The 19,769-nt window shown below is 46.1% G+C and carries 17 protein-coding genes; 8 read left to right on the top strand and 9 right to left on the bottom strand.

All coding sequences use genetic code 11. The annotated features are described in order from the left end of the window. Positions 1-16: 16 nt before the first annotated feature. Positions 17-271, bottom strand: a complete 255-nt coding sequence (locus V7Q13_RS00355; RefSeq protein WP_333798695.1) for a hypothetical protein — start codon at positions 269-271, stop codon at positions 17-19. Between the two features lie 33 nt (positions 272-304). Between V7Q13_RS00355 and cysM the strand changes: the two genes are divergently transcribed. Then, positions 305-1,177, top strand: coding sequence for a cysteine synthase CysM (cysM, locus tag V7Q13_RS00350; protein ID WP_333798694.1), 873 nt, complete (start codon positions 305-307; stop codon positions 1,175-1,177). Positions 1,178-1,189: 12 nt separating this feature from the next. Here the strand turns inward: cysM and V7Q13_RS00345 are convergent, their stop codons facing one another. From V7Q13_RS00345 to V7Q13_RS00335, 3 genes are all read right to left on the bottom strand, one after another. After that, positions 1,190-1,804: a hypothetical protein gene (locus V7Q13_RS00345; RefSeq protein ID WP_333798693.1), complete on the bottom strand. Its 615-nt coding sequence runs from the start codon at positions 1,802-1,804 to the stop codon at positions 1,190-1,192. 82 nt (positions 1,805-1,886) lie between these two features. After that, a complete protein-coding gene (locus tag V7Q13_RS00340; protein ID WP_333798692.1) occupies positions 1,887-2,681 on the bottom strand; it encodes a queuosine precursor transporter in 795 nt (264 codons plus the stop codon). Next, positions 2,678-2,956, bottom strand: coding sequence for a hypothetical protein (locus V7Q13_RS00335; RefSeq protein ID WP_333798691.1), 279 nt, complete (start codon positions 2,954-2,956; stop codon positions 2,678-2,680). The genes V7Q13_RS00340 and V7Q13_RS00335 overlap by 4 nt, the downstream gene beginning before the upstream one ends. Before the next feature lie 81 nt (positions 2,957-3,037). On the opposite strand from V7Q13_RS00335, the gene V7Q13_RS00330 reads away from it, so the two are divergent. Next, positions 3,038-5,548 carry a YfhO family protein gene (locus tag V7Q13_RS00330; protein WP_333798690.1) on the top strand — a complete coding sequence of 837 codons (2,511 nt, stop codon included), beginning with the start codon at positions 3,038-3,040 and terminating at the stop codon, positions 5,546-5,548. 69 nt (positions 5,549-5,617) lie between these two features. On the opposite strand, the gene V7Q13_RS00325 is transcribed toward V7Q13_RS00330, so the two are convergent. The 5 genes from V7Q13_RS00325 to V7Q13_RS00305 are packed head-to-tail and all read right to left on the bottom strand — an operon-like array spanning position 5,618 to position 10,615. Continuing rightward, positions 5,618-6,622, bottom strand: a complete 1,005-nt coding sequence (locus tag V7Q13_RS00325; RefSeq protein WP_333798689.1) for a glycosyltransferase family 2 protein — start codon at positions 6,620-6,622, stop codon at positions 5,618-5,620. Positions 6,623-6,632: 10 nt separating this feature from the next. After that, positions 6,633-7,559: a glycosyltransferase family 2 protein gene (locus tag V7Q13_RS00320; RefSeq protein ID WP_333798688.1), complete on the bottom strand. Its 927-nt coding sequence runs from the start codon at positions 7,557-7,559 to the stop codon at positions 6,633-6,635. After that, the gene (gene wecB / locus V7Q13_RS00315; RefSeq protein WP_333798687.1) at positions 7,556-8,674 is read right to left on the bottom strand and encodes a non-hydrolyzing UDP-N-acetylglucosamine 2-epimerase; all 1,119 of its coding nucleotides are present in this window, start codon (positions 8,672-8,674) and stop codon (positions 7,556-7,558) included. Before wecB ends, V7Q13_RS00320 begins: the two co-directional genes overlap by 4 nt. A gap of 20 nt (positions 8,675-8,694) precedes the next feature. After that, positions 8,695-9,861 carry a glycosyltransferase family 4 protein gene (locus V7Q13_RS00310; protein ID WP_333798686.1) on the bottom strand — a complete coding sequence of 389 codons (1,167 nt, stop codon included), beginning with the start codon at positions 9,859-9,861 and terminating at the stop codon, positions 8,695-8,697. Positions 9,862-9,871: 10 nt separating this feature from the next. Beyond that, a complete protein-coding gene (locus tag V7Q13_RS00305; RefSeq protein WP_333798685.1) occupies positions 9,872-10,615 on the bottom strand; it encodes a class I SAM-dependent methyltransferase in 744 nt (247 codons plus the stop codon). Positions 10,616-10,642: 27 nt separating this feature from the next. On the opposite strand from V7Q13_RS00305, the gene V7Q13_RS00300 reads away from it, so the two are divergent. The 6 genes from V7Q13_RS00300 to V7Q13_RS00275 all read left to right on the top strand — a co-directional run bounded on the left by V7Q13_RS00300 (position 10,643) and on the right by V7Q13_RS00275 (position 19,758). Beyond that, positions 10,643-11,398: a TylF/MycF/NovP-related O-methyltransferase gene (locus V7Q13_RS00300; RefSeq protein WP_333798684.1), complete on the top strand. Its 756-nt coding sequence runs from the start codon at positions 10,643-10,645 to the stop codon at positions 11,396-11,398. Between the two features lie 472 nt (positions 11,399-11,870). After that, complete coding sequence (locus V7Q13_RS00295) at positions 11,871-14,576, top strand: gliding motility-associated C-terminal domain-containing protein (RefSeq protein ID WP_333798683.1); 2,706 nt, start codon at positions 11,871-11,873, stop codon at positions 14,574-14,576. A 49-nt stretch (positions 14,577-14,625) separates the two neighbouring features. After that, the gene (locus V7Q13_RS00290) at positions 14,626-16,116 is read left to right on the top strand and encodes an oligosaccharide flippase family protein (protein WP_333798682.1); all 1,491 of its coding nucleotides are present in this window, start codon (positions 14,626-14,628) and stop codon (positions 16,114-16,116) included. Positions 16,117-16,127: 11 nt separating this feature from the next. Beyond that, positions 16,128-17,048 carry a glycosyltransferase gene (locus V7Q13_RS00285; protein ID WP_333798681.1) on the top strand — a complete coding sequence of 307 codons (921 nt, stop codon included), beginning with the start codon at positions 16,128-16,130 and terminating at the stop codon, positions 17,046-17,048. Positions 17,049-17,145: 97 nt separating this feature from the next. Beyond that, entirely contained in the window at positions 17,146-18,684 is a 1,539-nt protein-coding gene (locus tag V7Q13_RS00280) for a hypothetical protein (RefSeq protein WP_333798680.1), read from the top strand. Positions 18,685-18,768: 84 nt separating this feature from the next. Continuing rightward, positions 18,769-19,758, top strand: a complete 990-nt coding sequence (locus tag V7Q13_RS00275; RefSeq protein WP_333798679.1) for a DUF6427 family protein — start codon at positions 18,769-18,771, stop codon at positions 19,756-19,758. The last annotated feature ends 11 nt before the right edge of the window (positions 19,759-19,769 follow it).

The raw sequence follows: 19,769 nt of genomic DNA, 5'->3' as shown, positions 1-19,769 counted from the left end.
TGAGGCAATGTGTTGGTTATGGTTGAAATGCTGTTGCCCAAAAATCATGCTTCGGTTGGAAAATGAGCCAAACTGTCAGCCTTTTTTGAGGGGCGGTAAAGGTAGGGAAACAGGCATGGCAAAAAAGACCCTTAACGTCGCTTTTATACCCTGCCAAATGGCATTGTGTAAAAGGATGGCCATTTTTCAAGACGATTACTGCAATTTTTCCGATTGCAGGATGGTTGCTGCCGAATAATTTGCTATTTGCAACGGCAGCTGCCCAAGGCATGCTGATTTTTTTAGTAGCACTAAAAACAACCTCATGACAAGCATTCTCGATTTGGTAGGCAATACCCCCCTGGTAAAATTGCAGCACATCAACCCCAACCCCAACGTATCTATTTACGCAAAACTGGAAGGCCACAACCCTGGCGGCAGCGTAAAAGACCGGCCGGCACTCAATATGATTCGCAGTGCCGTGGAGCGGGGCGATATTCGACCCGGCATGCCGTTGATTGAAGCCACCAGCGGCAACACGGGCATTGCATTGGCCATGATAGCCCGCTTGTACAATTTGGAAATTGAATTGGTAATGCCCAGCAACAGCACCAAGGAACGGACGCTGACCATGGAGGCATTTGGGGCGAAAGTAACGCTGCTGGAAGGCATTGAAAAATGCCGTGACTATGCAGAAGCAAAAGCAGCGAGTGGTTCGCATTTTATTTTGAATCAGTTTGCCAACCCCGATAATTATTTGGCCCACTATAAAACCACAGGCCCTGAAATTTTAAGGGATACAGATGGTGCCGTAACACACTTTGTGAGTAGCATGGGCACCACGGGTACCATCATGGGCACTTCCATGTTTTTGAAAGAAATGAACCCTGCGATACAAATTGTAGGATGCCAGCCCACCGAAGAATCTTCGATACCCGGCATACGCCGCTGGCCTGTGGAATACCTGCCTAAAATTTATGATCCATCACGGGTGGACCGCATTATTGATGTGAGCCAGCAAGATGCAACGCTGATGGCGAGAAGACTGGCCAAAGAAGAAGCCATCTTTTCGGGCATGAGTAGTGGCGGTGCTGCATTTGCAGCCATACAACTGGCCAGCGAACTGGAAAGCGGTGTCATCGTATTTATTGCCTGCGACCGCGGCGACCGCTATCTGAGTTCGGATTTATTTGGATAAAAAATTCCTGGCTTATTTGCCTGCTGGTTGTGCTTTCCCATGCTGAATAAGTTGGGCTTCGATGATGCTGAATGCCCTCATAAGATTGAGATAATAGCGGTTGAGCATTTTGGGTATTTGGCGGGAATTGCGTGCAAATAAAGCCCCTGCCCGTGAGCCTACTAAACCGCGGCTATACTTTTCGGCAGACATATTGGGCGACAAGTCGGCACTGCTGGTTACTTCGTGCTCGGGCCAATACCAAAAGGCTATCACCACTCCTGCTTCTGCAGCAATCATTGCAACAGGTGCTCCAATCAACCCGATGGTTGTAACTGCATAACCCGCGGCTTTGCCCCCGGCAGAAACCTTTCTCACTCTAGTAAAATCCAGCGAAATAAAGTCTTTGTCTTTTTTACCCTTGAGGTGCAACTTCAGCTGACCATTTTTAGCATTGAAATCATCGATGGCTTTGCGCACCACACTATCTACCTGAGGTTGCAACTCCGGATTAATTTTTCCTGTAAAATCCCACTCTACACCGAGCGAAGGGGTATTGGCAATTGTCTTCGTTTCATTTACCTGTAAGATTTTGCAGGCACTCAAGAATATAAGGCTGAGTGCCAATAAAGTGATTCTGATATTCACTGTGCTTGAATTTTTCTGCAAAATAAGGGAGCCTACCTTATACAAACTCGTTATGAAAAAGATATGTGCATCAAAATAGCCCCTACCGCTGCATAGCAGCACGTTTCATTTGCGCTGCCAAATCGTGGCCGAGGTATTTTTCAATGGCTGCATGTACGGCGTAAATCACCGGCGTCATTACAATGGCTACTACAAATTTGTAGATGTAGTTGCCCGTGCCTATGCTGAGTAACATGCTCAATGTCCAAGGTGTGCCGTTGGATGGATCTAACGTGGGGCCAACATAAAACGCAATGCCCAGCACCACAAAACTGTCAATGAGTTGGCTCACTAATGTACTGCCCGTTGCCCTGGCCCAAATGGCTTTTTCACCTGTGATGCTTTTGATTTTGTGAAAGACCAGCACATCCAAAATTTGTCCAATCAAAAAGGCGGTGAGTGAACCAATGATAATCCACAAACCTTGCCCGAATACTGCGCCATATGCTGCCTGCATATCATTTACACCTGCATTGGCTTTGCTGCCTACCCACCAATCGGCAGGGGTGAGCCTGATAGCAAAAAAGAACAAGAGAAAAGCAAACGAAATCAAACCTGCTGTGAGGTAACTCAAAAATTTCACTCCTTTTTGCCCGTAATATTCATTGATGATATCGGTCATGATGAATACCACCGGCCAAAGCAATACACCCGCTGTGAGGTTGAAAGAAAAGTCGGAACCGAACAAGCGTAAACTCATGGGCTCCATGCCAAGGGTTTTTTCCAATGAAAAGATTTTGACGCCGATAAATTCAGCTATCAATGCATTGGCAATAAAGAAACCACCAAGAATGATGAAGAGCCGGGTGGCTTTGTTGCGAATGATGTCTTGTATCATGAGCGGGTAAAAATGAGGAGGTACAATTGAGCTAGTGAAGACAGCCCTATAAATGCCAAAAACAACCAATTGTTCGGTGTGCGGCGGCTTTTCCTTTTCCACCAAAACTGCGCCCAGAAATAACCGTTGGCCAACACCGACAATACCCCCAACACAATTACCGTGCTCACCAGCTGCTGCGGAAAGCCCCCGCTATGTTGCCACAGGGCAAACGACACCGTGAGCCAAAAGCAAGTATTGAGGATGATGAGTACTTTTTGCAGCTGTCCGTTCATAGCAAAGTGGATTAGCCAAAGCAGGCAAAATACTATTAATTTGCCTCGCCCCGCCGCAGCGGGTGCTAAATACACAAACAAATGGTGAAGATTGATTTCAAAAAATGGTTGCCACACTTGCTGGCCATCGGTATTTTTCTGGTAGTAACCCTGCTGTATTGCAAGCCAGCCCTCGAAGGCAAAGCCGTGGCACAACATGACCTTACGCAGTGGAAAGGCATGGCGCAGGATGCCTTTAATTATAGAGACGCAAACGGCGTCTTCCCGCTGTGGACCAATAGTCTGTTTGGTGGCATGCCTACGTACAATATTGCTTTCCCCAGCAATGCCTACGTTCCGGCACACATCATCAAAGCCATGTCGCTGTACCTGCCCGAGCCATTCAGTTATTTCTTTTTGGCCTGTGTGTGTTTTTACTTCCTGAGCCAGGTGTTGCGCATCAATCCTTGGATAGGAATACTCGGCAGTATTGGCTTTGCATTTTGCAGCTACGATCCTATCATTATTGCTGTTGGTCATCATACCAAAATGATCACCATGGCGCTGATGCCGGCACTGTTGGGAGCACTCATTTTACTATACAATAAAAAGTATTGGGCAGGCGGTGCACTTACGGCAGCATTTACCGCAGCCCTCATTGTAAACAACCACCTGCAAATCATTTTTTACATGATGATTGTGGTGCTGTTTATGACCATCGCTTATGTCATTCGTTGGATAAAAGCAGGTGAATACAAGCACATGTTTATTGCTGGCAGCATTGCACTGGCAGCTGCAGGCATTGGTGCTCTCACCAGCGCTGTCAACTTATTTACCACTTACGATTATAGTAAAGAAAGTATGCGTGGTGGCAAGGCCAACCTGTTGCCCGTAGCTAAGGCCGATGGAAAAGCCGCCGCTTCTTCAGGTCTCGATGCTGAGTACGCTTTTCGCTGGAGTTATGGCAAGCCCGAAACGCTAAGTTTGTTGGTGCCCAACGTAAATGGTGGTGCCAGCGAATCGCTGGGCGAAGACTCTAAATTTTATGAAGCGTTGATGGGTGCGTTTCAGTCGGGCCAGCTCGACCAACAAACGGCACAACAATTGAGCCGCTTTGGTACCGCTTACTGGGGCGATCAACCTTTTACGTCAGGCCCCGTGTATCTCGGTGCCATTATATGTTTGTTGTTTGCCTTGGGCATGCTCATCAAAAACAATGAGCACCGCTGGTGGGCACTGGCCGCTGTGGTACTTTCAATACTCATGGCATGGGGCAGCAACTTCGAAGGCTTCAACACATTCCTGTTCAACTACTTGCCCATGTACAACAAGTTTCGGGCACCAGCCATGATACTGGTGGTACCGCAATTGTTGTTTGCCATGATAGGTATGATTGGTTTGCAAGCCATTTTGTTTGGCAATGAAGATGCTGCTGCCAAATGGAAAACCGTTCGCATGGCGGGCATATTTACCGGTGGCGTATTGGTGCTGGCGTTGTTGTACTATTTCACCGCCAGCTTCCGTTCTGGCACTGAGCAGGAAATGATGTCGACCATCACCAAGAGTGCTCCGCAAATTGCCGAACCCGCCAAAGCCATCATCAATGCTGCCGGCGAAGACCGCAAGGAACTCTTCATGAACGATTTCTTACGCAGCCTCGCTTTTGCAGGTGCCGGATTCCTGTTGTTGTTTGCTTTTGTAAAAAACAAACTCAACCTGCGCATTGCTATGGCAGGATTACTCTTGTTGAGTTCATTTGATTTGCTGGCCATTGGTCGCCGTTACTTAAACGATGCCAACTTTGAAGAAGCCGACAACACAGAAGCCATGCAATTTGTGGCATCCAGCAATCCGGCACTCAATCAGGTGCTCACACAAATTAAACAAGATCCTGATCCACATTTCAGGGTGTTTAATGTAACCGGCGATGTGTTTAATGATGCATTGACTTCAGCGTTTGTGCGTTCTATTGGTGGGTATCACCCGGCCAAGCTGAGCATTTACCAAGACCTGATTGAATACCAATTGAGCAGCGGCAGTCCCAACATGCAGGTGCTGAGTATGCTCGATACGAAATACTTTATTGTGCCCGGTCAGCAAGGCCCCGAAGTACAACAAAACCCGTATGCTTTTGGTGCTGCCTGGTTGGCCAAACATATCGATTTTGTAAAAGATGCTGCTGCAGAAATGAATGCCCTCAAAGGCAGCAACCTGAAAGACAGCGTGGCGGTGCAAGACACATTCAAAACGCAAATTGCCGCATTGCCACAATGGGATAGCACAGCCAGCATCAAGTTGCAGCAATACCGCAACAACGACATCAGCTATGCAGTGAACACTGCCGGCAAGCCACAGTTTGCCGTGCTCAGCGAAATTTATTACAGCCGTGGCTGGAATGCTTATGCCGATGGCAAACAAGTACCCATTGTAAAAACGAACTACGTTCTCCGCGGTGTAGCCCTGCCCGCCGGTACACAAAAACTGGAATTGAAGTTTGAGCCGGAGAGTTATAAAATGGGATCAAGCATCACCACCATTACTTCTGCTATTGTTTTAGTGCTGTTATTGCTCGGTTTGTACATGCAGTATTTTAGAAAAAGAAGCGAATCATAAATACATGAACGCAACAAAAAGGCTGGATGTTACCATTAGCATCCAGCCTTTTTTTATGTTGTTGATTGACTACAACACTTTATAAAAGAAAGGTTGCTTTTGAATGATGGTTATCACAAAAGGCAATAAGCGCCATACATTTTTTGTGTAGCCCCATGTTTGTTTGAGCTGATTAAATCCTCCCAAAAAAGAATGTAAAAAAGCAATGGGTACCCCCATAATACTTGCCAATAAATGAATGCTGAGATGCAATAGAAACCAGTGCAACCCAAACTGTTTTCTGATGCGTACCATCATGGACAACAGCAATTGAAAACCTTTTCTATCAGACAGGTTGCTGTAGGCATTTGTCTTTGACTGGAAAGCAGTATTAGCAGAAGCACCTTCCAAATGTGTCACCCGCAAATCGCCATACAAACATAGTTTTCCGTACTGCTGCAATCGGCCACACCACTCGCTTTCTTCATGGTACAAAAAAAAGTCTGGATCAAGTGGTCCTGCCTGGAGAATAGCAGACCTTTTTACCATTAAAAAGGCGCCGCTAATCCAGTCTACTTCAGTATCAGAAACGGCTTCTGCTATGCTGGGTTTCTTTACCCCAATTTGCATGGAGAGCCAACGCAGCACCCGGCCGAAATAAGGAATGGCCATTAAAAAATTAAGCCCTCCTGTCAGGTTAAAACTCCCGCTGACCTGTGGGCTCCCATCTGCATATTCAAGTTGCACACCAGCAGCAATCAATTCATCTTTTTGTTGCAATCTTTCGAAGCAAACACCAATGGCATTTTGCCGAATGATGGTATCGGTATTCAACAACAATACTGTTTCGCTCTTGGCCATAGCAATGCCTGCATTGTTGGCTCTGGCAAATCCTTCGTTGGCTGGTAATGCCTGGTATCTAATCTGCGGAAATGATTGAAGCAACCCATTGGCTGCACCATCTTGCGGGCTATTGTCAATCAATATGATTTCATACTCCACCCCTGCAGTTTCCTGCACAATGCTTTGCACACAATTGTACATGAATGCACCAGAGTGGTAGTTGACTAATATGATGGATAAAGCGGGCTGCAATTCGTAAAGATTAACCGAATAATTGAGTAAAAAACAGCTGAACAGTCTTCACCATTTGCAATGCAAAACGCATAAGGCCTTTTACCGGCACGTACAATAAAGTCATCAGCCATTGACGAAATGAAACCTTACGCAGCAGTTGCATGTAATGCGCATACTTCACAGCATGGCCTTTGTTGACCATGTAATGCACACTCAGTTTGCGCAATAGTAAAGCATAATCATCGGGCTGTATTTTCTTTGAGAGTGCATCCAGTTGTTTTTCAATCACCAGCTTTTGCAATACCGCTACATAAGGCATGAACCGCCCGGTAAGTGAGGCCGGGTGAAACCGGTAATAATACAAATCGGCCCGCTGCAAATAGCAATATTGAAACTGCACAAATCCACGCAGGAAGAAATCGTAATCTTCAATCATGAACATGGCAGGATCGTAGCCCTTCAGCACTTGTTGCATGTTGCGTTTGTACAAGAAGCAACCGCCGCATCCTTTCCATGTGGCCACCTGTTGGTTCACATCACCCATTTGCCATATGCCAGTTACTTTTCCATCATCATCTATCAGGGTTTCATCGGCATACACCAGGGTTGCAGCTGGCTGCTGTTGCAATGTTTCCAGCATTACTGCCAATGCATCTTTGTTGTAATAATTATCATCGGATGTCCAGGTGAAATATTCACCATTGGCCAAACCGAACCCCTTGTTCAGCGACATGGGCAACTTCAGGTTTTGCTCGTTGCTTTCCACCCTAATGCGCTGATCTTTTTCGGCAAAAGCATTGGCTATCTCCAAGGTATTGTCTGTAGAACAATCGTTGATGATAATGAGCTCCCAATGCGGATAGGACTGTGCCATGCAGCTTTCAATGGAAGTAGCCAAATACCTGGATCCATTGTAAGTAGGTAGTACTATAGAAATCAACGCCGGATTGCTCATGCCAATTGGGCTTTTACATACTGAACAATGGTTTGCGAAGTAGTGCCATCACCATAAGGATTTACAGCGTTGGCCATGGCAGCGTAAGCTTCATGGTCATGCAATAGTTTTCTGGCTTCGCTTAAAATTACATCCGGATTGGTACCCACCAATTTTGCGGTGCCGGCAGCAATGCCCTCAGTACGCTCCGTTACTTCCCGCATTACCAATACAGGTTTACCTAAGGTTGGGGCTTCTTCCTGCACACCTCCAGAGTCCGTTAATATCAAATAGCTGGCATGCATCAACCAAATCATGGCCGGATAATCAACCGGGTCTATCAAATGAATGCGAGGATGATTGCCCAAGAAACGGAAAACCGGCTCCCGAACATTGGGATTGAGATGTACAGGATATACCATTTGCACCTCCTCATTTTCTTCTACCAGTTGTAACAATGAACGACAGATATCTTCAAACGCCTGCCCAAAGCTTTCACGTCGGTGACCCGTCACCAAGATCATTTTTTTGCTGGCATCAATAAAGGAAAAACGTGCTGCCAATGCCTTGTCATCCTTCACTTTTTCCAAGCCCATGAGTAGAGCATCAATCACGGTGTTGCCTGTCAGCAATACCTGTCCGTGAATATCCTTGTGTTGCAAATTTTCCACCGCCAATGGCGTGGGTGCAAAATGCCAATCTGCAATTTGTCCAATGAGTTTTCTGTTGATCTCTTCCGGAAACGGCGAGTAATGATTACCACTCCGTAAGCCGGCTTCCAGATGTGCTACCGGAATTTTTTTATAGAAAGCTGCCAGCGCCCCGGTAAAGGCAGTGGTGGTATCTCCCTGTACAATCACCAAATCTGGCTGCATGTCATCCAACACTTTTTCCAAGCCCAGCAATGCATCGGCAGTAATATGAAACAGTGTTTGATTCGGCTTCATCATGTTCAGGTCGGCATGCACAGGCAGGCCAAAAAAATCAATCACCTGATCCAGCATCTGACGGTGTTGTGCTGTCAAACACACCAAGGGTTCGCACCAATCATTTTCTTGCTGAAAGGCTTTTACCAACGGGGCCATCTTAATGGCTTCGGGCCGGGTACCGAATATGAACAGGATTTTTTTCTTCATGCTATTACTTCATCTATTTGCTACTTCGATTGCCGGGAAGCAACTATTGTTTCTAATTGTGTGAGTAGTGTTTGTCCCGGATGCGGGTCATACAAATGCATAGCTTTTTCGTGTGCCATTTGCCCAATGCGGGCCCATTCATGTTGCCGTTGCCAGGCCCTTTGCAACGCATCGCTCAGGCATTGTACAGAAGCGGCCGCAGCAATAAATCCATCCACATTATTGGTGATCCACTCAGTGTGTCCGCCTACATCTGTAGCCAGTACCGGCCTGCCGCAAAGCATGGCTTCTACCACTGCCAATGGCATGCCTTCCATTACGGATGGCATCAGCAACAAATGGTTCTGCGACCAAAGTTGCCGTATATCCGCCACTCGTCCATGAAAAGTAATTTTTTCGGCAATGCCGTATAGGGCAGCCAATTGCTCCAAGTAAGGTTGGTCCATGCCTTGGCCATACACGTTGAGGTGCCAGGGCAATTGTTTCCAAGTTGGTTGTGCCAGCGTTTGCAGCATCGTATCCTGTCCTTTGTGCATCACCAGCAGGTTGCCCACCATAGCCACTTGCACTACTCCTTTTTGAAAAGGAGGAAACGGCAACGCCGTGATGTCCGGCATATTCACGGGATTGCGAATGATGCTGCTGTTGTGCAACGCCACCGCCAATGCCTTTTGCGTATTTTGTTTGCTGCGTTCACTTACAAAAAAACAATGGGCTGCTTGCTGAAAAAAATCAGCTAACTGATTTCGCCTATGCGGATGCAAGACTGCATTGTATTCGGGCAAAAAATGAGACAATATAATTTTTGTGGCAGTCGATGTTTTCCACCAATCAAAAATTTCCGGATGCTCAATGGCTGAAAAAGTAGTGCCATTGTAAATAACAAGATCAGGCTTTGCATCCATCAATGATTGAAATGGATTGCGCCATTGGCTTTGCAACAGCAAGCCTGCTTTTTTCAATTGCCTTTTCCACGAAGCTTCAGGCTTTGGCACGTAACCCTTTCTGTACACCAGCTTCAAACCCTTTGCCTGCAAGGCTTTTACCTTGGTGGCTTGCCGAGGAAAACGCAATGTACAGTACAACACTTCGTGCCCTTGTTGCAAAGCTATTTCGGCCATGCTGGCCCATAGCTCTTCGCTGCCGCCCCAAGGTTCGTGTATGACTGAAATGATGCCGATTTTCATACCTGTTTTTTTACTTTTTTCTGGCCAACACCAGGTTGTTCAGGTATAAATCATTAGAGAAAGGAAGAATAGCATTACACAACCATGCAGCTGCGTTCATCATGCTATTGAAAAATAATCTTGCACCACTTCTTATCACAGGAATATTGCGCACCTTGTACAATACATGTAAGTTCCAATAGGTAATGCGCATTTGCCAGAGTGCTTGCACAGAGGTACCCAGTTTTTCTTGCTGTACTACTTCAAACCCATGCTGCTGTAGCAAATGCCGGATGGCAAATGAAGTATAACGGGCAAAATCGTTGGGTTGTTCATGCTCACAAATGGCAAAAGGACAGGTGATGAGCATTTGCCCGCCAGGCTTCAGTACCCGGTTCAATTCATCGAGCATCTCCGGCAGGTTGAATACATGCTCGAACACTTCTGTTGAAAAAATGCTGTCGAAACTATGGTTATCAAATGGCAATGTTTTGCCATCATAGTACACATCAATTTGTTCGTTGCTGTGGTCGTGCCCTTCTCCTTGAAAATCTACGCCGATGTATTCATCTACCGAAAACAAAGACCGGTAAGGTTTGGCACCGCAGCCAAAATCGAGCAGCTTGCCTTTGAGTGCAGGTGCATGTTGCAGCACGGCATGCAGCAAAAGTTTTCTGGTAATCCATGTGGGGGAAGTGATGCCCGGATTGAAAGCCTTTGGAACCGATGATATAGCGGCGGTATAATTCATGAGGGCCAAAACTAACGATTCCATTAATTTGCCCGAAAATCAGGCAATTCAATGGTTATCAAACTCGCCAATAAGGTGTTGGGCAAACTCGGCTACGTAATTACCAAAAAACAAATGGAAGAACCCGTTGCCGGCGATATGATGGGCGATGAACCTTTTATGGAGTTGTACCAACAGGTAAAACCCTATACCATGACCAGCCCCGAAAGGCTGTATGCATTGCATAAAGCAGTGCTCTATACCATTGAGAAGAACTTGCCCGGCGATTTTGTAGAATGCGGCGTGTGGCGGGGCGGCAGCAGCATGATGATTGCCCTTACATTGAAACAACTGGGTGTACAAAACAGGCACCTGTACCTCTATGATACATTTGAAGGCATGAGCGAACCTACCGAGGCCGACAAAGATTTGGCCGGTGGCGATGCAGCACAACTATTAGCTACGCATGATAAAACGGCCGGTATTTGGGCCTTTGCCGATTTACAAGATGTACAGCAAAACATGCAACTCACCGGCTACCCTACTGCAAATATTCATTACGTGCAGGGCAAGGTAGAAGATACCATTCCAGCTACCATACCAGCCGCCATTGCGCTGCTTCGACTGGATACCGATTGGTATGAAAGCACCAAACATGAACTTGAGCATTTGTATCCCTTGCTGGCTCCGCAAGGAGCACTCATCATCGATGACTTCGGCCATTGGCAGGGAGCCAAAAAAGCAGTGCTGGAATATTTTGACAAACAGCCTGTACTGCTGAACAGGATTGATTATACCGGCAGAATTTTAATAAAAACGACTGCATAAAAAACGCTCAGTCTAGTGCTAGTCCTGTCTGGTTGATGCTTTTAACCCGATAGGCTTAGCAGAGCTAAACTTTTGATGGCTGTTAACTCCTCATCTCCATTTGCCAATTACGTATCAAATGTTTTTGCGCCTGGTAAAAACGTATGCAACAGGGAAAGAAGATAAACCTTACCAATTGCTGCAAGTAGCATTTTTTACCCCAAATTCACGACATCATTTGTAAATAAAAAAGGCTTATTTCTCAATCAAACTTATCTTGCTATCAGAAAAAACAATTCCCTTTCCTTTAGTCCTTCCTCGATTTTACAGCTATCAAACATTTCGCACAACTACCTAACAAAATCACACAGTTATTGCAGCATTCATGAGGCCGACTTCATTATTTTGGATACTCTTTCTATTGCAATGGGTTGTACTGCCGGTAACTACAGCAGGACAGACAGCCTCTTTTGTAGCACCTGACACCGTTTGCGTGAGTGCAGCTGTTCAAATACAAAACACCAGCCCATTTGGCCAACCCTATTTCTGGAATTTTTGTGCCGGAGATCTCAATCAAATTCCAACCGCCAATAATTATTCTGTTGCACCCGAATCTACCACACCGGTTTTTATGGATTATGCTTTCGACAAAGGCGAATGGGTTGGATTGGTTGTAAACCATATTAGCGGAACCGTAACCAGGTTCCGCTTTGGCAACAGCCTCAACAACAACCCTACGAAAACAGAGCTTGGCAATTTTGGCATTATGCCACTTTATCTGGAAGGCATTCAAATTATCAAAAATGGCAACCAATGGCTGGCGTTTATTGTAGGTGGCCAGGGTCTTCAATCATCTTTTATCAAACTTGATTTTGGCAGTAGTCTTTTGAATGCACCAACGGCGATAAACTATGGAGTTATAGGCGGCATTGACTTTCCTGTAGACATTTCAATTTTCTATAAAAACGGCAAGTGGCATGGTTTTACTGTTAGTGCCAACAACAACACCTTAACACGTTTTGATTTTGGCAGTGACCTGAATAGTACACCCGTTGCTACCAACTTAGGCAATGTTGGCAACCTACGATTTCCTACAGGCGTTTTTGGCATTGACGACAACAGCAATTATTATTTGTTTGTAGTCAGTCAGGATGACAACCGGATCATCCGATTGAATTTTGGCAACGATGTGACTACTGTACCGGTTGTAAAAGATCTTACCATCAGCAACAATTCCCTCAATGCCCCGAGAGACATTACACTGATACGAGACTGCGGTAATAGTTTCGGCTTTGTGGTCAATGCCAATTCTTCGGCACTCACGAAACTTGATTTTGGCAACTCACTCCTGAATGATGCTCCTGCCGCCACTGATTTAGGTAATATCGGAAACATGAACTTTCCGCATAGTATTTCTACCATTTTCAGAACAGGTAATCAACTTAATTTTTTTGTAACCAATGTGCGTAATAACACGTTCACTGTGTTCTCGTTTGCCAACTGCTCCAGTACAAACATTCCGACTTCCGATGCTTTCAATCCGCCGGTTTATTCGTACAACCAGCCCGGTATTTATAATGTGACCTTACACATGAATGAAGGGCAGGCGAATCAGTCTGTTTTCTGCAAAACCATTGTTGTAATGGAAGCGCCATCAATCGATCTTGGAGATACGCTTACCCAATGTTCAGGCGAGACACTGACTATAGGAAAACAATTGAATGATGCGACAAACTATAGTTGGAATACCGGAGAAACAACAGCTTTAATTCAACCCACCCAACCGGGTTGGTATTGGTTAGATGCGCAATTTCGAAGCGGCTGTTCTGCCAGAGATTCCGTATTTGTTCGCCTGCCACCAAGTGCAATATTTGATTTAGGCATTGATACAAACATCTGCCAAAGCGGTCCTATTACCCTAGATGGCCCACCGGGTATGCTTCGCTATGTGTGGAATGATGGCAGTACTGCCCGATCTATCAACACTTCGGTTGGAGGCACTTTTTATTTAACCGTGACAGATAGCTGCGGCAAGCAATACTCTGATACGATTCGCATCAACAGAGCCCAAAACACCTCGCCTCTTTCTTTAGGAAATGACACTACTGTTTGCGTCAATAAATGGCCAATGTCGGTTCCCAATCAGTACGCAAGATATTTATGGAGCAATGGCGATACGACAAACTTTACCAGCAGTACAGCCAGCGGCACCTATTGGTTAACTGCCTGGGATATATGTGATCAAGCGATGAGTGATACGATTAACATTACACAACACGCTCCTGCTTACACCAATCTGGGCAACGATACATTGTATTGTGGAAATTTTTCACAGACACTCCATGCGAATATGCAAATGCCATCATTTACTTGGAGTACCAATGAAAACAGCTCCAGCATTACAATTACACAGCCGGGTATTTATTGGGCAGAGGTAAAGGATTTGTGCAACAATACTTACAGAGACAGTATTATCATTCGGCAAATGCCCAAGGCCAGTCCGTTTTCACTGGGCAATGATATCCGAAGTTGCGGTGACAGCAGTTTTACACTGACGGGGCCCTCTAATGCCGCCACTTATGCCTGGAGCAACAACTCGCAAAACATCAGCACCCGAATTACTTCACCAGGCGACTACTGGCTTACCATTTCAGATGCCTGCGGTAACAGTTTTGCAGACAGTATAAACTATAGTCAATTACAGGTACCCAACGTTTTCCTCGGTGATGATACCGTGCTGTGTATCAAAAATTCCTTTCCACTTTCTGCCGGAAACGATGGCACCAGCTATTTGTGGAGCACTGGTAGTACAACACAGAAAATTGACATCAGTCAATCTGGTACTTATTGGGTAAAAGTGGTGAATGATGTTGGCTGCGTAGCGGCGGATACCGTAAACTTAAAAATTTCAATGAGCCAGAATATGGGCTTATTTCAAATGCCAACAGCTTTTACTCCCAACAACGATGGGCTAAACGATTGTTTTGGTATAGGTAAATGGGGCGATGTAAAAGTGTACAAGTTTGAAATTTATAACCGTTGGGGAGAATTGATTTTTACCACCACAAAAGCGAGTGACTGCTGGAATGGCAAACGCAATGGTACTGCTCAGCCTTCCGGTCAGTATGCCTACATTGTAGTTGCAGAAACCGCCTGTGGAATTGTAGAGCACAAAGGTTTATTCTCCCTGATTCGCTAGCATTCTCTCGGCATATGTGCTGCTTTCTATTTCTTTGCAAGGCAACACTATGAGCCAAACCACCATTCAACGCCAATCAATTCTGTCTACGCTGGTTATTTTTGCCGGCTTTGGCGTGGGGGCTCTTAACCTCATTGTACTGCAGCCCAAAATTTTGAGTACAGAGCAGTGGGGGCTTACAAGAGTGATTACAGAAGCGGCGGTATTACTGGCCAATGTTGCCACGCTGGGCACTACTCCTGTTATTGCTAAATTCTTCCCCTTTTACAAACGCCACCTACGGCCAAACGAAATAGACTTGCCCGCCATTACCATGGGCTTTTTTGCCATTGGCATGGGCATGGTGTTATTGTTGTTACAAATACTCAAACCACAAATAGTCATGGTATTTGGCAAAAACAATCCGCTGTTTTCGCCCTACTATTTTACGTTGAGTTTGTTCATTCTTTTTCAGGGCACTTTTTTATACATGGAGTTGTATGCCTGGTTTGCCGGCAAAACCATTTTGGCCAATACGCTCAAAGAACTGGTGTTTCGATTGCTCACCACTGCATGCTTGTTACTTTTTGGCTGGCAGATGGTCAGCTTCGATGGCTTTATGCAACTCTTCGCTTGCATTTACCTGCCAGCTACAGCCATTCTCATTTACATGATTCGGAAGCACCATGGGCTCCCCCTCCACTTCCGCATCAGCAAGGTTACCCGCAGGCTCAAGTACAAAATGCTGAGCCTCGGCAGTTTTGTTTTCATGACCACCATCAGCCAGATTGCGTTTGTGGTGTGCGACACTTTGTTTTTGGCCAGCATGTACAATTTCAGCCAGGCGGGTGTGTATGCCGTGGCCCAGTATTTTGGGCAGGTGGTAGAAGTGCCGATGCGCAGCATGCAAACGAGCAGTGTGCCCCTTATTAGCGAATACTGGCGGGCCAAAAACATGACCGGCCTGCTAAGTGTGTACCGCAAAAGCTGCATCAACCTGCTGGTGGCAGGCATGGGTTTGGGCGGCCTTATTTTGGTAAACCTGCACAACATCGAACGCTATTTTCCCAGTGCCTACGCCGCCATGGTGATGCCACTGGCAGTACTCATTGTAAGCCGCTGGATCAACCTGGGCACGGGTCTCAACTCCATGCTCATTCAGCTCTCTACTTTTTGGCGTTTCGATTTTGCCAGCACACTGGTTTATTCTGTTATTGGCATTCCGCTCAACTACCTGCTCATCCGCAACTATGGCATGATGGGCGCTGCACTGGCCAATGTGATTGCCATGAGCATTTACAATGGCATCCGCTTTGTTTTTCTCTGGAAAAAATTCGGGCTGCAACCCTTTACCTGGCGCAATGCCGCCGTGTTGCTGGGTGGCAGTGCTCTCATTGCGGCAGTGTACTTCATTCCGGCATACAGCAATTTGTTTATAGATGGCATTTTGCGCAGCCTGCTGTTTGGTGCCCTCTTCGTGTTCATGGTGCTGCGGTTTCACCTGAGTGAAGAATTGCAAGCCCTGTGGGAAAAATGGCGTACAAAACTGTGGCCTCGGTAAATTGCAGGCCTATGCAAACTGCGCCCCGCATTTCTGTAGCAATCTGTACGTACAACCGGCAAAAATTTATTGGTGCATGTTTGGCCTGTTTGGCCGAGCAAACCATGCCCGCCCATGAGTGGGAAGTGATAGTAGTAGACAATGCCAGCACCGACGATACCGCATCAATCGTAAAGGCATTTATAGCGGCACATCCGCAGCTGCCTTTTAGGTATGTGCATGAGCCGCAAAAAGGTTTGAGCTATGCCCGCAACCGCAGCATTGCCGAAGCCCGTGCCGGCATTGTTACGTTTATTGATGATGATGCAGAAGCCGTGCCTCATTTTGTAGCCAGCATTGCTACTTTTATGGAAGCTCACCCCGAGGCCGCCGGTGCCGGAGGCCGGGTGCTACCCAAGTATTCCGAAAGCCCCGAGCCGGCCTGGATGAACAAATACCTCAACGGTTTTATTGGCCGGGTAGATCATGGCGAACCCATCCGCATTTTTGAAGGCAAGATGAAGTATCCCATAGGTTGCAACATGACCTACCGCAAAGAGCTAATGTTGCAAGCCGGAGGCTTCAACAATCAGTTGACTTTCCGGGGCGATGACAAGCATATCTATCATGCAGTTACGCAGCTCAACAAAGCCGTGTATTTTTTGCCCGAAGCATTGGTGTATCACAACATAGATGCTCACCGCCTCACGTTTGGTTATTTCAAAAAACTGTTTTTGAAAACGGGTAGTGAAGAACGCATACGGGTGGCCATGGAAAATGGAAAAACAGCCGTTGCAAAAAAAGCCGTGGAATATCTCATCAAATGGGGCGCTTCTTTGTTGTTATGGGTATTGTTTGCCCTGAGAGGACAAGAAATTAAAGGCCGGTATACCATGTACTCCCAATGGTTTACCTTAACAGGCTTCTTGAAAAAAGACGTGTTTGTGCGATAAGAAGGTTAATTTTTTGCCGCCTTATAACCGATGATACCAAACGGGGCTCAAATTTGTTATAGATACAACGGCATTGAAAAACGATTAATTGATGATTATGCAATACTTCCGCCATATTTTGACCCTCTGCAGCCTGGCTTTTATAAGTAATAATTTGCTGTCGCAAAAACTTACCTACAGTGAGCCCGACCGCGACGAGGCCCGCCAAATCAATTTTGAAATCATTGGTCAGTACAATAATCAATACCTGATTTATAAAAACTACCGCAGCATCAATTACATTTCGGTGTACAATCAGGAGATGAAGCTGGTGGCCAAAAACGACCTGACTTTTATGCCCGAAAAAACCATAGAAGCCAGTTTTGTAGCCTACCCCGATTATGCTTTTATGTTTTATCAGTTTCAGAAAAAAGGGGTGGTATCGCTGATGGCTGTAAAGCTGGATGCCAATGGAAAAAACCTGACAGAACCTATCACCATTGACACCACCATCATCGGCAATTTTTCCGACGAAAAAATTTACTCCGTTATTGCCAGCGAAGACAAAAGCCAGATCATGGCTTTCCGCATCAATACTAAAAATGAACGTCGCTATCAGTTCAAAACCTTACTGTTTGATAAAGAGCTAAACCTCAAGCACAGCACACAGCAACTGGGACTGAACATGAATGACCGCAACGATTTCCTCACCGACTTTGATATCGACAATAACGGCAACATGGTGTTTGGACGCGGCATCAGGGTGGGCAGCAACGATAACATCACCAAGTTTTTTCTGCTGTTGAAAGCTGCCAATACAGATTCATTTCATACCCGTGAATTGGTACTGAATAATTACAGCCTTGATGAGGTAAAACTGAAAATTGACAACTACAACAACCGGTATCTTTTTACCGGCTTTTACTACCCCGGCCGCAAAACGGTAATTGAAGGTGTAGCCAATGCCATTTTTGACAAAGCTGCCGACAACTGGGTGGTGCAAAACACCGTGCCTTTCGATGCACAATTAAGAGAAGATAACCGCGGCCCCAACACCGCTAAAAATGCTTTCAACGATTTTTACATTCACGACATTACCATCCGTAGCGATGGTGCTTTTCTGATGAATGCTGAAAGCAACTATACCACCAGCCGTGGCAGTATGACCTATAACCGTTGGAATATGTTTAACCCATTTGCGCCCCCTTTGGGTTATTATTCTTGGGGAGGCATGGGTTGGGGTTCACCATGGGGTTTGCGTTCGCCTTGGAGCTATGGCGGCAACGACATTACCCGCTACCACGCCGAAAATATCATCATTCTGGCCTTCGATAAAAATGGTAAAATGCTGCTCACCAATCAGGTGATAAAATCTCAATTAGATGATAACAACAGTGGCATGATTAGCTATCAGGCTGTCAATACCGGCGCTGGCTTGCATTATCTGTACAACGATCAGGAAGCCCGCAACACTGTTTTGGCCTATCAAACACTGACGCCGGAAGGCCGGGTGATTCGCAACCCCACTATAAAAAGCCAAACGAGAGACTATAAGTTTATGCCACGTTTTTCAAAGCAGGTAGATCGCAAAGTCGTTATCATTCCCACATTGTACCGCAATTCGCTGTGCTTTGCCCGTCTCGAATTTTTGAAATAAACGATTGTCATCTTCCTTCAAAGAAAGCCTGCTACCCTTTGTATCAATACCTACATTTGTGCCTTTCACAAAAAGCTGCAACCGTTGATTGGGTATTTTAAAGAAAGGAGTTCGCTGCAAGTGCCTGCACTGTTATTGCTGGCCATCTTACTAAAGGTGGGCTATGTATCGGCACCTGTATCACAACCCATGTACATGCCAGATGGTGGCATGCTGTCGCAATGGCTCAATTCGAATAGCGGCTCTTTCACTCCCGGTTTTTTATTTGGCTTTGGATTGGTAGCATTAATGGCTTCCGTGCTGTATGGTGGTTTTGTAACCAGCAATCGCCGCATGTTTGCACAGCGCCACGTGCTGGTACCCATGAGTATGCTGTTGTTCAGCTCATTGTTTCCTTTTAGCAATGTAATGTTACCTGCACTGCTGGTGCTGCCATTGCTCATTGGCACATTTGCTTCACTCACCCGCTTGTACCAATCAGAGCACCCACGTACAAGCATTATCAACGCAGGTATTTTATCGGGCCTGGGCTACTTGTTGTATCATCCTTTTATTTGGGTTTTGCCCGGTTGTTTTATCGGTTTGGCATTTATGCGGCCGTTCAGGCTGGCAGAGTGGGTACTGCTGCTCGCAGGCATGCTTACGCCGGTTTATTTTGTACTGGCCACAGAGTTTTTGACCAATCATTGGCACCCTGCTTCGCATTTGCCAACATTGGGCCACATACAATGGCCAACTGCCATGTCGTGGTACGGGTGGCTGTGCATCAGCATGGCATTGGTGTGGTTGCTGGCAGGCTTTAACAGTTGGCAGCAGCAAACCCGCCGCATGGTTATTCAAGGCAGAAAAAACTGGTACAGCCTGCTGATGATGGGGCTGTTCATGCTACCCGGACTGCTACTGCCGCAAGGCAATACAGCCGGCATGTTGGCCCTGCTCAGCTTTCCGGCAGGCAGCCTCATGGCCAATGCTTTCGTATCAGAAGGCAAAGGCTTTGGGCAATTGTTGTTCTTCTGGCTGCTGGTAATAGTGGTGGCCGTAGCAGGCTGGGGCTGGAAAACAGGCCTGTTGTAAAAGCCTCCGGA

Source organism: Phnomibacter sp. (assembly GCF_036803085.1).
In the GTDB taxonomy this organism is placed as follows: Bacteria; Bacteroidota; Bacteroidia; order Chitinophagales; family Chitinophagaceae; genus Phnomibacter.
The sequence above is the reverse complement of the archived record's forward strand: the minus strand, read 5'-3'. Positions and strand labels throughout refer to the sequence as shown.

Excerpts from the sequence above, each read along its gene's own strand:
- V7Q13_RS00355 (WP_333798695.1), bottom strand. The coding sequence starts at position 271 with ATGCCTTGGGCAGCTGCCGTTGCAAATAGCAAATTATTCGGCAGCAAC.
- cysM (WP_333798694.1), top strand. The coding sequence starts at position 305 with ATGACAAGCATTCTCGATTTGGTAGGCAATACCCCCCTGGTAAAATTG.
- V7Q13_RS00340 (WP_333798692.1), bottom strand. The coding sequence starts at position 2,681 with ATGATACAAGACATCATTCGCAACAAAGCCACCCGGCTCTTCATCATT.
- V7Q13_RS00335 (WP_333798691.1), bottom strand. The coding sequence starts at position 2,956 with ATGAACGGACAGCTGCAAAAAGTACTCATCATCCTCAATACTTGCTTT.
- V7Q13_RS00330 (WP_333798690.1), top strand. The coding sequence starts at position 3,038 with ATGGTGAAGATTGATTTCAAAAAATGGTTGCCACACTTGCTGGCCATC.
- V7Q13_RS00320 (WP_333798688.1), bottom strand. The coding sequence starts at position 7,559 with ATGAGCAATCCGGCGTTGATTTCTATAGTACTACCTACTTACAATGGA.
- wecB (WP_333798687.1), bottom strand. The coding sequence starts at position 8,674 with ATGAAGAAAAAAATCCTGTTCATATTCGGTACCCGGCCCGAAGCCATT.
- V7Q13_RS00310 (WP_333798686.1), bottom strand. The coding sequence starts at position 9,861 with ATGAAAATCGGCATCATTTCAGTCATACACGAACCTTGGGGCGGCAGC.
- V7Q13_RS00305 (WP_333798685.1), bottom strand. The coding sequence starts at position 10,615 with ATGGAATCGTTAGTTTTGGCCCTCATGAATTATACCGCCGCTATATCA.
- V7Q13_RS00300 (WP_333798684.1), top strand. The coding sequence starts at position 10,643 with ATGGTTATCAAACTCGCCAATAAGGTGTTGGGCAAACTCGGCTACGTA.
- V7Q13_RS00290 (WP_333798682.1), top strand. The coding sequence starts at position 14,626 with ATGAGCCAAACCACCATTCAACGCCAATCAATTCTGTCTACGCTGGTT.
- V7Q13_RS00285 (WP_333798681.1), top strand. The coding sequence starts at position 16,128 with ATGCAAACTGCGCCCCGCATTTCTGTAGCAATCTGTACGTACAACCGG.
- V7Q13_RS00280 (WP_333798680.1), top strand. The coding sequence starts at position 17,146 with ATGCAATACTTCCGCCATATTTTGACCCTCTGCAGCCTGGCTTTTATA.